Origin of the sequence: Paenibacillus sp. FSL E2-0201, from assembly GCF_037963325.1 — a bacterium.
Classification (GTDB): Bacteria; Bacillota; Bacilli; order Paenibacillales; family Paenibacillaceae; genus Paenibacillus_AQ.
In genome coordinates this window covers 756104-770847 of the sequence record NZ_CP150154.1, presented here as the reverse complement: position 1 = coordinate 770847, position 14744 = coordinate 756104, and the positions used below count along the sequence as shown (strand labels likewise).

Here is a 14744-nt window from a genome sequence, read left to right as displayed (position 1 = left end):
CTTTGGCAAGCAATCAATTCAAATTTCCAGCATAAAAAAACCCAGGAAATATCTCCTGGGCTTAACGTCGAAATTATGAAAATGAACAAACACAAGGAATGTCCGCATCTGCTTTAAACAAAAATTTCTCAAACCCCTCCGCTTCCATAACTTCGCGGAACTCTTTCATGGTATAAGAACCGCCATTTTTTTTAAGGATCGAAACATCCTTTTTAAAACTCGCTCTAAAACGTTCCTCCATCTCCTCTTGTTCCCGATATCTTTCTGGCCAAATCGCATATAAAAGTGCATAATGTTGGAATCCGCCCCGTACACATCTTCCAGCACAATTGGCATGGGAAAACCCCTTAATCCCATATTTTAGTGCTAGTTTGGCGTTTTCGTTATTCTCCTTTTCAGCTAGTTGTTCTGCGATATTATACATTCGAGGCAACTCAATTCCCCATTCATCCCGAATGATTCCTTTGGCATCAAGATCTTCTCTAAACAGATCAATTAACGGAAACCGCGTTTCGATAGGTTCTAAAGGATAGTGTTCATAAAACTCTTTTAAATTTTCGGCACGATGCTTCTCATGTGGACCAATTCCAAAATAAAGAATTGGCTCTAAATTCTTTTGGTCTCTTAGTTCATCCTCTAAGAAGAGTATGGTTTGTCTCACTTTAAGTTCTTCTGAACACTTAGCTAAACGCGCATTACCAAGAAATCGTGCATCATAAAAAACTTCTTCTGGAGTTCTTCCATCGAGCCTTTCTGTAATTTCCAGGCCCACATGATTAGATACTTCCTCCATAAAGCGATAGTTATCTTCATCTTCCCATAAGGTGTTTGTAAAAAACAAAATGCAGTTTTCTTTGCCATAGGTTTGTACCATATGATAAGCGACATACGCACTCCCAGCTCCGCCGCTAAACATTGCTACATGTACAACTTTTTTTTCTTGGGTGTCCATATTATCACTCCGATTTCACTACATAATTTTCAAACAGTTGATAGATAAGATACTCGAGTTCTTGCCGCGGCACGTTCTTTCCAGCGTTATTTACAATTCTTTCTAAATTCGAGTAAACAGTTGCCGATTTAACAGATAAATCAACCTTATTTATTAATCTTCTACTGTTGTTAAGTTGAATAGAGACTACATTTAAATTATTATGTTTTATCTCACGATCTGTTAATTTCAGCTCCTTCAGATCATGCTTAAGCTGTGTGAAAAACAAATCGTATGTGGTGTCAGACCAATCTTCAATTTTAACCCCAACGTAATTTTCAGAAAATTGTTCTACCCATGTTTCTTCGTTTTCATCGGATAGAGAGTTATCGATTCTTTCCGGGAGCTTATTAATTGAATAAGATCCTTCTGCTTGATGTATTTCAACCCAATCTTTTAAGCTATTAAAGTTACTGACACCAACAGCTTGCAACGTCTTATCAGCTAGCTCTCTCTTCAGCAACGAAGTGAAATTCTCCGCATATTTTTTAATAACTAGTAACCTATCAATGTTGTGTTGGTATTGGTTCAATAGCTGTGCAACTGATTGTTGAGGATCTACCTCAGACCTTTTTATAAGATCTCTAAATCCCTTAAAATCCTTATCTACATTAACTGAAGTTTGCGCTATCCTAGGAAGAGATCTTAGCCATTTCAATAAAGTACCACAAATGAAAATCAATCTAGATTGATTATTCAAACGCGTTTCTAGCGAATTAACAAAAAACTTCTCAATAGTGTTGAAGAATTCAATATAATTATCATTTATATGTTCATAAGCGTACTGATAGTTCTCCGGGCCTGTCTCCACTATAATTTCATATAACTTGGCACCGTTAATACCTGGAACAAACATATCGTTACGATACAACATAAACTCATTCCAACGATCCCTAAGCAAAGCAACAAGAAGAATAGGAATCAATGGTTTTCTGATACCAAACGGTGGAGCTAAGAACAATTCAACTATATCTTTAAAATTACCTGTCGAATTACTCTCTAGTACTTCAGTCAGTCTTGATCTAAGTGCACGAAAAGATTCATTTTTTATGTTTGAATAATCCAAATTATTCACATTCACATCAAGCCTATCATTGTTTTTAAATATAGCAGCAAACAAAGCATAATCAGGTCCATTTCCTTTAATTCCAAAATGCTCATTACGTGGATCCTCAATCATTTTATCGATTAGCTGTACTGCTGCATTTCTTTGCACCCCCGAAACTGCGTTCCTATTGAAGGAGTCATTCAAAATCACAGGAGTACAACTGTACAACTCATAGCATTTTTCCGACAGTATTTCAGTTAAATCAAATTCAGAACCAATTGTTACTTTCCTTCCAGTAATATACCAATCCTTTTCTTCGTTGAAAGAGGATATCTCTGACAGATACAAAGATATTCTATATTTAATTTCATTAAGAAGTATCTCTAGCTCTTCCTTAATACCTCTATCTTCAGAGAGCAAAGTCTTGTTTTTTCTTAATAAATCCAATCCAATATAATTATAAACTTCAGGCAAAATATCTGATATCGGCTTATGATGTAAAAAGAATAACTCCCTGTTCGATCCTTTGCTTAAATCTCGCAAAATTAAGTCTAATGATTTATACATTTCTTGGTCATTCGCTAAAACATAGTATATTGCCAAATCGCAAGCCTGAGCCTTCTGTTCCCATTTCCCCTCTATAATATCTCGTCCATATACAATTCTTACTGCAGAGAAGCGCGTCATTCCCTTTTCATCGTTGTAACGTTCCGGCAAGTAAAATTTTTTCACTAGATTATTGTGTAATATCTCTACTTCTTTTACTTGGTCTACTTTTAATAGTTGCTTTTCATGATCTAATTTTTCTTGCAAATCAACTGAATTACCAGCGAATAGCTCCCAATAGTCATTCACTCGATTAAATCGAATTACCTTATGTTTGCTTAATAGTTGTAAAATATCTGATAGCTCGTCCTCATTAATTTGCGTTGCAAATTTTAAGAATTCGGTGTTTAACTTTTGCTCGCTTTGTACTGCGCACAGATTCCAAAGGGTTATGATTTTCACTAAGTTCATTGCTGATTTCTTATTCAAGAATCCTTCAGGAAGACGAGCCATTGCTTTTCTGTAAAGAAGGATATGTTCAGAAAAATCTTCATTACCGATATCATAAGCGTCAGGAAAGAAGAAATTGAACAACTGATGTGCTAAATAATAGTCATTAGTCTTATTAATATGATTTAGCAAACCACCAGTTTCTTGACTTTCTAAAAAAGTAAACAACGTTCTCTCATTCTGTCCAAATACTCGGGTTAGGTTTGGCAACAGAAAAATCGCTACGGGATGAAGGGGAAACATACCTCGAACAACCAATTCATCACGTTCTGTTTGATTAATACTTGGAAAGAGAGGATACTTCCTCAACATTTCCCGTGTTCTATTAAACTCTGAAGTACTTATAATCGGCTTTTGATTAATGTTCTCTGCTAATATAATTTCAGCAATCCTTAGAAACGTTACTTGATCACTTTTCACCAAATATTGATTAAATCGTTTCTCAATGCGTTGAAATTCCTTTGCTGTATCATCATTAGATGTGCTGAAATAGTAACGCAAACTCTTATGAGTGATTAGTAGTAAGTGTATCGAACTAAATCTGTTCGCTAGCTCAGCAAGATCTTGAATATCCTGCATTGCTTCATTAAATTTAGCAGCGTTTAAACCTAGCAAAAATCTTGCAAATTCATCATAAACGACAAAAACTCCAAGGTTATTATCTTGAAGAACAGCTACTAAATACTCCATTTGTGAAAGAAAGCTATAATCGTAGTCAATATCAAAGGTAGCACCAGCACTAAGCAATGGGTAAATGGTTGAGAAATATTTAATCTCAACTTCATTTTGTTTTTTTATCTCTTCAATCCAATCATCAATATTTCTTCCATCTTGCTTCAACTGAAGGCAAAACTTATGATAAGTATCTGGAAATTTTTGATTCCACACCTCTACAGACTTTATGATCTTAGTGGATAACCCAGGTAATACAACGTCAATCCCTTTTTCTTTAAGCTTTTTTAATATCCCAGATAAAATAGAATGTCTAAATCTACCCTCATTACCACTCAATAAAATTGGTAGATAAGATGTTGGTAAATTGCTAACAGTCTGAATTTTCGAAGCAATTTGTTCATCAACTTGTTCAAACTTTCCAACTAATGTATCTATGTCATTAGAGCTAGCCATTTTTGATACAATACTTCCAATTACATTTGCTAATAGTGATTTACCCGTGCCATATGGACCAACAATAATATGTGCTCGGTTAGTATCAGTAGTAAACCCATTAATTATCCCTTTCATTGCCTCAGCATGGGATGGTGTGGGGATATATCGTCTTATTAACTCAGTGTTCCCCAAGTCGAATTTTATGTTAACGCTGGACTTAAAAGCCATGTCTAGTAGGTCATCCTTTCAAGTGCTCTCTCTTAATATAATCAACCGAAGTTATCAACGGTAACTTTATATAATCCAAATTATTTGTTCTAACGTACTCAATTGGGTACTTTTCGTGGCTAGTAAGAATATTTAACGCTTCAATCACCTTATTTCGAGACAGATTAAATGTCTTCCCCCACAGGTTATCACCATTCACAATTTCATCAACACTGATAAGCCTATCCTCAGGGATAGCATCAAAATTAAGAAGAATATAATAGAGTGAAGCTATTCCAATTGTATTAATCTCCGGGGTGATTTTCTTGATTGTGTCAAAGCCCTCACCCGAACGTTCACTCTTCATTAATGTTAGCTTCGAAAATGGAGAAAACATTGCATCCTCAGGATCGTTATCATCGGGTGATTTGGTATAAAATTGAATCAAACAGTCTATATCCCGTTTTAGAGAATTCTCTGAAATTTCCTTTGCTTCGTTTTGACTAACCCAAGTTACAAAAGAGTTAAACAAATCAGGCTTACTAACAGAAGTTTCTCTGTACCTATTAAAATACCAATTAAATACAGTAGACTGATCGTTTCTATTCCTCACCAAATGATAGTGAAGTATAGCTAAAGATTCATTTTTTTGTAAAAGTCGATCATTCTGAAATAAGATTTCACCTAATTCAGTTAGGACATGTATTCGTTGACCTTCTGCTGTCCTTTCTTCGAGGACGTCAAAAGCAAACAACCAATATTTTAAGGATTCAAGCATATTTTTACCTAATCCAACTGTTTCAAAGGCATATTCATTAAAGAAAAATCTATTATTTTGCTTTACTGCCCTTAATCCTTTACTGAACCATTTATCTCTTATATAAAAACTCTGATGTCTAGCATAAGCCATATTAGTAGTTCTTCCTTTCCGTAAAAAAATCACTCCTGGAGAATACTCTCCAGGAGTGATTATACACTATTAAATTGAAGATGGACAGAACTTTAAGGAACCTGTGTTCTATTTTTATTGGTTATTTTACTTTCATACATCATTAAAGCATCCACACCCACCGATGTCCATCAAATCAATCGATGTTTCATTGTTATTCAATTCGTCTTTTTCTACTAGCTTCCTAAATTCCTTTAAACTTAAATAGTTTATTTGTTTATCTACTGTTCTTCTTATGAAAGGAAATCTTTTCCCTATGACTAAGAATAGCTCTTCTTGCTTCGCTTCATGGTAGGCATATCGTTCAGGCATTTGTTTCAGTAAATTGTAGAAGTGTCCTTGTCCCGCTTTTACACAAAATCCTCCGCAATTATTATGTGAAAAACCCATATCATATAAACGAGGCCTATTGACTCCATATCTTTCAACCCATAGACACATATCTTCTTTAGACAAATATGGTTCATTAATTAATGGAAACTCAACTTGATACGGTTTCCAATACTCTCTACACTTTTTTGAGCGGTGTTCTTCAGTCCAATCAATTCCAAGATATAAAGTAACTTCTTCCGGTGCAAATCTCTTTTCTATCCAGTTTCTTGCAGCTTCTCTCTTGAGTATTCTGCTACATGGATCAAGTCTCGTGTTTGCCATATACCTTACTTCTTCAAAAACTTGCCATATATGTTTACCCACAGACACCCATTCCAATCCCCCACCAATGTAACTCCAACTTTCATTTAAAAAACGATATAAATCTTGATCCTCACCCCGATGAGGGTGTCTATCATTTTTCTTTTTCGTATCAGTAAATATGTTAATGATGTCATCACTGCCGTATTTCTCCTTCACCCTCATCCCTGCAGCCCAACTCCCAATCCCACCAGATAAGAAAACAATTCTCTTCATTACAGAGCCTCCCTCACAATAAAAAAGTTAACTATATGTTAACAAATATTATAAATCATCCATTAGTTAACTTCAATATTTCGTTGTTAACCTTTCGTTAACTTTAGGGTAAAATATCTCTGAGGTGGTTGTATGTTAATATCTGAAAGAATAAAAAAATTAAGAGTTCAGAACGGCTTCACACAATCACAGTTAGGGGATGCTATAGGAGTTTCAAAGGTATCAGTATCTGGCTATGAATCAGGAAAAAGAGTTCCTGATCTAAGTACATTAATTAGACTTGCCGACACTTTCGAAGTCTCTGTGGATTTTTTACTTGGAAGAGAGGACAAAGCATACCTTGAAGATTTGCTAAAAGATGAACGTCCACCTTATATTTTCTTTGGCCAAAATAAATTGGAGGAAATAACAACTGAGGAAGCACAAAGGTTAAAGGAAGAACTAGAAATGTATCGTCTTTACCAATTAAAGCGAAAGAAATGAGCTTTCGTAATTATTAACTTTTTTATAAAAACATGAATAAAATTAAATCAAAGAGGTGCCGTTAATAATCATCTTAGATTCAAGGGCACCCTTCTGTTTCTACTTACTCCTAACCAACACAGCCACCGACTACATATGCATTGAGTACTCAGTGTTAACAAACTTTATACGATATGCCCACTTCTAATGGAACTACAAAAAATTGCAGTCTGGCTCTTTTTTTACCCATCCTTAATTTTCGTAGTGATATGTAATTTTAACTCTAGCCGATAATCTTAAAGTAACTAGGTTCCCTATACTTCCACTCTCTCAGTCAGAATCTATAAAATAAATCCGAACCGTAACTCCGTCATTACTTTTATACATAATTTTAGTACTTCAATTCCAAACATAGCAATTCTCCAATGATAGACATAAAATATCCCAACAAAAAAAAAAAAAAAAAAAAAAAAAAAAAAAAAGCAGATTCAGCCCTATGCTGAATCCGCTTTTCCCGTTACTCATTTCAATCTAATCAATTAGACCCGATTTCTGCAACAACCGCTGAATCAGAACTGCCACTTCCGCGCGGGTGACATTCGCCTTTGCCTCCAGCTTATTATCGCCACGGCCGCTGATTAAGCCAGCTTTGGCGGCAAGCGCCAGACTGTCCTTAGCCCAGATGCCTATGTTGCCTGCATCTGTAAAGGCAGCAAGTACACTTGTTGCATCCACTGTGCCAGTCTGGTCCGCAAGGCCGGTTAACTTCATAGCCTTAGCGATAATGTTCATGGCCTGCTCACGAGTGATTGGAGCATTCGGTTGGAATGTCCCGTCCTCAAAACCAGTGATCAGACCGTACTCAGATGCCGTTTCAACCGCTCCTGCATACCAGCTATTCGCCGCTACATCCGCAAACGCGGTCTTCCCTTCACCAAGCTTCAATCCCAGACCGCGTACGATGATCGCCGCGAACTCTGCCCGGGTGATATCTGCATTCGGATTAAACGTCATTTTGTTCACTCCATTAATCACCAGACGAGATCCCATATCGTTCACAGCATCCTTCGCCCAATGATTCTCCACATCCCCAAAAGTCAGCGGATGCCAGATCACCGAATACGAACTATTCGTCACACTCTTAATAACTGCGTAGTATTTGCCGTCCTTCAGAACGAATCTAGTCGGTACATGGCGCACTGTGCCATCTGGCTCCACAACGACTCCAGTCGTAATCCGATTCGGATCAATACCACCTGGAAGTGCCACTATCCGCTCTACGTAAGCATTGAACTGACTCACTTCCACTGTCGATGTACCGTAAGTAGCGGTAACAGTGAAATCTAGTGACGGTGCAACGAGTGTGAAGCCACCTCTGCTTGCCGCACCTGTCACTACTTGGTTCATGGATGCTGAGGATTCGCTGATTGTAATCTTCAGTGTGATATCTTCCAGCTTCAAGCCGCTTCCAAGTTTTTTAGCTAACGCATCAATATTGATTTCGTCAGCTGGCAAAGTATAAGTACCTTTACTTGTCTGAAACACTAGGGTAGCCGATGCGTTCTCCATGTTCTTAATTATTTGACCGTTTAACTCAGCGACGATGATGTTGGAATCCAGCGTCACAGGAACGGTCACCACCGCCCCATTACCTTCCGCGTCCAGCTTCGCTTGGAGTTTAGCTGGGTCAACGACGATAATAGTTGTTGCCACGTTTCCTAAGGCTGTTGTTGTTGCTTTGCCCGCGTTCTCTTCCTTACCGTTAACTAGTACGATCACATCGGTAACAACTGTGTTCGCATTACCGGGGGTTGTTCCGCTATTCGAGTTACTTCCGGTTCCTGGGCTGACCGGATCAGTACCAGGTGATACGGGATCAGCCGCCACTGCTGCTGTTGCACTACCGTATTTCACCACTTTGCCGTCAGCATCTACCTCTGCAATCCCAATCGTATCCCCATTGGCCGCAGGAACCAATCCCTCACTGCCTACAAGCATGTATCCAGTCAGGACATCTCCCACATTTGGTACGACGACGCTACCAGCGCCAAAGTTCTTATAAAAGAGCTTATGTCCATCAGCCAATGTAGGCGTAACAGTGATTTGTGTATAGCCGTTATTTGCCGAGCCACTTGGATCGATGGCGATCACGTTCAAGCCACCGGCAGGGTTAAGCATATTAATTGTAAAGGTCAACGTGGTTGCCGGTCCCGCCGGAACGGACCCGCTAGCTACCACCCGTACCTTAACAATGTGCTCACCACTCAAGTCCGGTAAGTTGGTTCCGTCGTACCGTACGTATGGTCCGTCGTCCACTGAAAATTCCATACTCGTGTCCAGACCAACAATCGTATTGTTCAGATCATCAGCCGTGACTTCAGGCGCGGACGGGATGACCGCATTCGAGTCATGAACAGTAATCTGAGCGGCAATAGAAGCGAATGCTGTTGCCGTTGCCTTTTCCCGAACATAATACGTGTCCGGCGCAAGGTCAGTAATCATTGTGTCTGTAACTTCTGTCCAAAGACCAGTGCTGCCTATTTTGTATTCCATTTGGACTGTCAGATTCTGAATGGTGCCGTTATTAGCTCCATTGTACGTTACATCCGTAACAGTCACTCCTACCGGAGCCGCTGCACGAGATGGAATGCTTAACGTCTGTACCGCACTGTCCGTTGTTGTTGAACCGTCACCTTTCTTAAGGATGCTCAGTGACGTTCCCAACCAACTGCTATCTATTTCCAGCTTGCCATCTACTGACACCGTAATCGCTGTATCGTTTACCATGTATGAGCCACTTGGCGTCAGGCCTGCCAACTGTTCAGTAGCATAGTCGATGACGGCTACTGGTGTCGCTTCTGGCATTTTCGTGAATGCCGATACCGTCACTTGCACCGAAGCCGAGGAAAATGAAGTCGCTGTTGCTTTCGTCCGCACATAATACGTGTCAGGAGTAAGTCCCGTCACGCTTGTACCCGGTACATCTGTCCATGCACCTGCTGTGCCTTTTTTGTATTCCATCGCACTAGTAACATTGATGAGCGTTCCATCGTTTGTGTTCATTCCCGTTTCACCCGTTGCTGTCACACCAGTCGGCGCCACTAAACGGGACGGAATGCTTAGCGTCTGTGCCGCACTATCCGTTGTCGTCGAGCTGTTGCCCTTCTTCACGATGCTTGGCGATGTTCCTATCCAACTACTATTAATGTCCAGCTTACCATCTGCTGTCGCCGTAACCGCTGAACCATTTACCGTGTACAAGCCACTTGGCGTCAAGCCTGTCAACTGCTCTGCCGCATAGTCAATGATGGCTGTCGGTGTTCCTTCCGGCGTTGGCACGAACTTAGCTACCGTCACGCTCTTCGCTTCTGAAGCAAATGCTGTCAAAGTCGCTTTCGTCCGGACATAATACGTATCAGGAGTAAGCCCTGTTACGGTTGTGCCTGACACATCCGTCCATGCCCCTGCTGTGCCCTTCTTGTATTCCATCGCGGTTGTTACGTTCGTCAATTTGCCATCGATGGCATTTATCGCCGTTTCATCCGTCGCCGTTACACCAGTCGGCACCCCTGCACGGGACGGAATGCTTAGCGTCTGCGCCGCACTATCCGTTGTCGTCGAGCCATTGCCTTTCTGCACAATACTCAGCGACGTTCCCAACCAACTGCCACCAATAGCTAATTTACCATCAGTTGTTGCTGTTACCAAATCCCCGTTTACTGTGTACGAGCCATTCGGCGTGAGGCCTGTCAGTTGTTCAGTCGAATAATCAATAACGGCTGCGGGCACCACTTCCGGTGTTGCCACAAAAGCAACCACCGCCATCTGCACTGAAGCTGACGCTAATGCCGTCGCCGTCGCTTTTGTCCGCACATGGTACACGTCCGGAGTTAGTCCCGTTACGGTTACACCCGTCACATCCTTCCATGCACCTGCCGCACCCTTCTTGTATTCCATCTCGCTTGTCACGTTCGTCAGTGTACCATTGTTAGCATTTATTGCGGTTTCGTCCGTCGCCGTTATACCTATCGGCGCCACTGGACGGATCGGAATGCTCAGCGTCTGCGCTGCGCTATCCGTAGTCGTCGAACTATTGCCCTTCTTCACAAGGCTCAGTGACGTTCCCAACCAACTGCTATCAATAGCTAATTTGCCATCAGCTGTCGCTGTTACCAAAGCCCCGTTTACTGTGTACGAGCCACTTGGCGTCAAGCCTGATAACTGCTCTGCCGCATAATCAATGGTCGCTATCGGTGTTGCTTCCGGCGTTGGCACGAAAGTAGCCACCGTAACATTCTGCGCTTCTGAAGCAAAAGCCGTCGCCGTTGCTTTCGTCCGCACATAATACGTGTCCGGAACAAGTTCCGTTATGGTTGCACCTGCTACATTCGTCCATGCACCTGCTGTACCCTTCTTGTATTCCATCGCGGTTGTCACGTTCGTCAAAGTACCATTGTTAGCACTGATCGCCGTTTCATCCGTCGCTATCACACCAGTCGGCGCCTCTGCACGTGACGGAATGCTTAGCATCTGCGCCGCGCTATCCAATGTCGTCGAGGCATTGCCTTTTTTCACGATGCTCAGCGACGTACCCAACCAACCACTGTTAATGGTCAGCTTACCATCTGTTGTCGCTGTTACTGCCGTACCGTTCACCGTGTATGAGCCGCTTGGCGCCAGTCCGGTTAACTGCTCTGCCGTATAATCAATGATGGCTGCTGGTGTCGCTTCCGGTGTTGCCACGAACGTAGCCACCGTCATGCTCTTCGCTTCTGACGCAAACGCCGTCACCGTCGCTTTTGTCCGGACATAGTACATGTCCGGAACAAGTCTCGTTACGGTTGCACCTGAAATATTCGTCCAAGTACCCACCTCACCCTTCTTATACTCCATGGCAGTTGTTACGTTGGTCAATGTACCATCGTTAGCACTTATTGCCGTTTCATTCGTCGCCGTTACACCAGTCGGTGCCCCTGGACGGGATGGAATAATCAGCGTTTGTGCTGGGCTATCCGTTGTCGTTGAGCCATCACCTTTTTTCACGATGCTCAGTGACGTTCCCAACCAACTACTGTCTATAGTGAGCGTACCATCCACTGTTGACGTTACCGCCACCGCACCGTTGTTAATCGAGTAAGCGCTGTTTGGCGTCAGTCCGGTCAGTTGCTCAGCAGCATAGTCAATGATGGCTGCCGGTGCAGAAGCTCCCGCCCCCAATATTTTAGCAGTTATCCTAAAATGAGTTGCATCTGTATTATCAGTTGTTACAAAGACAAGCTTGTCGCTAAAAGTGGGATACAACCGGAAGCTTGGATAATATTCCACATCGAACATCCAAGTGTCTTCATTGAAACCCTGCATAGCCACCGGAGCGGAATCCACCGGCTGATCCGATGTAAAGACCAGTTTACCGTCATTGTCATAATAATTCAGATAAGCATACTGCGTTCCCGACCATTCTTTAAAGTTGTTGTACGCATCATTGATGGCATTGGTAGAAGTAGGGTCCGTACTTACAGTTACGAATCCCGGATTTGCACCATCCCTATAAATAGCAGCCGAAGATTCACCTAGATAGCCGCTTACTGTAAAATCACCCTTACTCGTACCGTTCTTATCATATAAAGAAACCGTTGAAGAGTCCGTTATATAGTAATATTGGCTGAACATGAAATTCCCGTTGTTCAACGTAGACAAATAGAGCTGTTTTTCATTCGTTCTTATTCCTTTATCAATTGTGTTTAACAGATCTCCTTTATTACTGAATATTTTCAGCTTAATAGTATCCGACTGAGGTCCTACTCCCGAATTATAAGCAACCATATATACACCGTCTCCAGCGGATACATAAGACATGCTCGCATTATGGGAAACCAGAAGTGTTTCGCCCGAAACCGGGGTACCCGTAACAGAGAATACACGTGTAGCCGTGCTCATATTGTCGTTTCGCTGCCAGGAAAAAGCTACGTTGCCGTCGGACAATTCCGTTATAGATATAAACCGCGTGAGTGCCGGGGTACTGGCAGCAGAGTATGTATTAATCTGCGTCTGGCCAACTACCTTTTGTCCTGACTGGTTTAGCACCATGAAATAGGCGTTGGGGTTATTCTCCCTAACAGTCCCCAATTGCAAATTGTTTGCTCCGCTGTCGCTTTTATTGTAAGTAATCAGAATATTGCCATTACTTAGCGCAAGCATGTTCACATCAATCATCTGGTAGTAGGTATCCATTAAGTTGCTAAGATTAACATCTGTTTTAAGTGCTCCTGTGCTGTCAAAAACCTTCAAAGAATAAGTATAAACGTAGGAATTGCCTTGATAAGCGAATGTGTTCAACACTACTGCGGTACTTCCGTCAGGAAGAACATCAACATCAGAAACATTCTTACCCGAGGCGTTTGTAACTGGAGGCTGAATGGGAAAGTCCACCGTTTGGGTGAATGAGGGTATGGCAGCGTATGCCCGGAGTGAAATCATCGGTAGCAGTCCAATGACTAATATAAAAGCCAATCCAATCTTGCCTAACTTTTTTAACATTGCTTTCCTCCTTGTCGAATGACTATTCATACAATTGTTAACGCTTCCGTAATTGCAATTAATACAGAAAAGCAGATTTCTATCCTATTATATCGACATTTCTTAGAAAATAGTTTATTTTTCGACAAAAAAATACGCTAAATCACGAATTTATTATGACTTTAGTCATATATATTAGTGAATTCCACATCCTGGTTGCCGATGAAGAAGACAATCTATGATCATAGTTCTAGTTAAAACAAAAAAACCGAGAAAGAGCACTTCTTTTAAAAGTGTCGATTTCTCAGTTATAGTTTATTCGTCCGTTAGGTTAATTAGCTAGGTTGCCCTTCCATCGCTCTAATCGATTCCTCCACCTTCACCATCATGGAACATTCGACTCTTTTGCGGAAGACGTCACAGCTGAAGTCATAGGTTCCGACCAGAGAACCCGTCGCGTGCAGTGCATTGGCAGGACAACCACCGCTGCAGTAGAGCTTCGCCCAGCAGTCCTTGCATTCCGGCTTCAAGTAGCAGTTGCTCTCTTTGTATTGACATTGCAGTTAAGGTTTTGTGATGCCATCCCAGAGGTTCCCCATGCTGTATTCTTCATCCCCTACGAACTGGTGACAAGGAAAAAGCTCTCCCCAAGGGGTGACCGCAAGATATTCCGTTCCTGACCCACAGCCAGTCATTCTCTTTTGGATGCAAGGCCCTTCCGAAAGGTCAAGCATGTAGTGATAAAAAGTAAACGCCTTGCTTTGCTCACCGCGCCCGATCATTTTTTTATACAAACCGAACTCTCCAAGCAGTTGGTAGCGAAGAAAAAATCGCTGTAAAGAGCACAAACAAGAGATTGATAGCCCCAAAAAAGCTGGTTTAGTATAGCGTAAGCCCAGCACAAATTGTAATTATTATTTTTTTATTTGTTCAAGGGTTTTCCCGCACGAATATCATCCGTCATACCGGTGTAAGGTGCAATTGAAATTAACTCTTCGTTATTCACACCCGCGTTTTCATAAAATGTAATATCGGCAAATTCCGGTACGACATATTTTGGATAGGTATCGTATTTCTCACGAGATTCTTCCATTAATGGAATAAAGTCATTTTGATAGCGAACTGTGATTTCCGGATGTTCATGGACCCATTTTGGAAAGAAAATAACTCCATGCATCCGCTTCTCATCAGGCATGAAATTCAGTGACACATCCGTACCGGTCGGCTCTGTCCAGGACACTTTATATACACCTTCTACAAGTTTAGCCAAATCCACTTTTTGGTCACGCACCCAACGACCGCCTACCATGCCACTGTGAATACGATAATCTATGGTATCCTCATTTTTTATGTAAATTTCATATTCCCAACCATTCTCATAAGTATAAATCATGTGACTACCAATAAACTTGTCCATGCTTAAATCCTTCTCTCATAAATAGTGTTTTGGTACATGTTGAAATGAATAGCAATATAACGACGAAACATGTAAATAT

General features: G+C 41.3%; 7 protein-coding genes and 1 pseudogene. 1 reads left to right on the top strand and 7 read right to left on the bottom strand.

Annotation, left to right across the window (positions count from 1 at the left end; genetic code table 11):
* Window positions 1–73 precede the first annotated feature (73 nt).
* From NSU15_RS03430 to NSU15_RS03415, 4 genes are all read right to left on the bottom strand, one after another.
* Window positions 74–952: a hypothetical protein gene (locus NSU15_RS03430; protein WP_339289185.1), complete on the bottom strand. Its 879-nt coding sequence runs from the start codon at window positions 950–952 to the stop codon at window positions 74–76.
* Between the two features lie 4 nt (window positions 953–956).
* On the bottom strand, window positions 957–4433 hold the full coding sequence (locus tag NSU15_RS03425; protein WP_339289183.1) for a hypothetical protein: 3477 nt from the start codon (window positions 4431–4433) through the stop codon (window positions 957–959).
* A 10-nt stretch (window positions 4434–4443) separates the two neighbouring features.
* Complete coding sequence (locus NSU15_RS03420) at window positions 4444–5322, bottom strand: DUF4007 family protein (RefSeq protein WP_339289181.1); 879 nt, start codon at window positions 5320–5322, stop codon at window positions 4444–4446.
* Between the two features lie 132 nt (window positions 5323–5454).
* Window positions 5455–6270 (bottom strand): hypothetical protein, encoded by an 816-nt coding sequence (locus NSU15_RS03415; protein WP_339289179.1) that lies wholly within the window; start codon window positions 6268–6270, stop codon window positions 5455–5457.
* Between the two features lie 132 nt (window positions 6271–6402).
* Here NSU15_RS03415 and NSU15_RS03410 point away from each other — a divergent pair, with 132 nt between their 5' ends.
* The gene (locus NSU15_RS03410) at window positions 6403–6753 is read left to right on the top strand and encodes a helix-turn-helix transcriptional regulator (protein ID WP_339289177.1); all 351 of its coding nucleotides are present in this window, start codon (window positions 6403–6405) and stop codon (window positions 6751–6753) included.
* Between the two features lie 510 nt (window positions 6754–7263).
* Here NSU15_RS03410 and NSU15_RS03405 read toward each other — a convergent pair.
* The 3 genes and pseudogenes from NSU15_RS03405 to NSU15_RS03395 form a co-directional block, all read right to left on the bottom strand.
* Entirely contained in the window at window positions 7264–13269 is a 6006-nt protein-coding gene (locus NSU15_RS03405; RefSeq protein ID WP_339289175.1) for an S-layer homology domain-containing protein, read from the bottom strand.
* A 314-nt stretch (window positions 13270–13583) separates the two neighbouring features.
* Window positions 13584–14000, bottom strand: a pseudogene (locus tag NSU15_RS03400) (SPASM domain-containing protein); the annotation flags it as partial.
* Between the two features lie 170 nt (window positions 14001–14170).
* On the bottom strand, window positions 14171–14665 hold the full coding sequence (locus NSU15_RS03395; protein WP_339289173.1) for a phenolic acid decarboxylase: 495 nt from the start codon (window positions 14663–14665) through the stop codon (window positions 14171–14173).
* Between the last annotated feature and the right edge of the window lie 79 nt (window positions 14666–14744).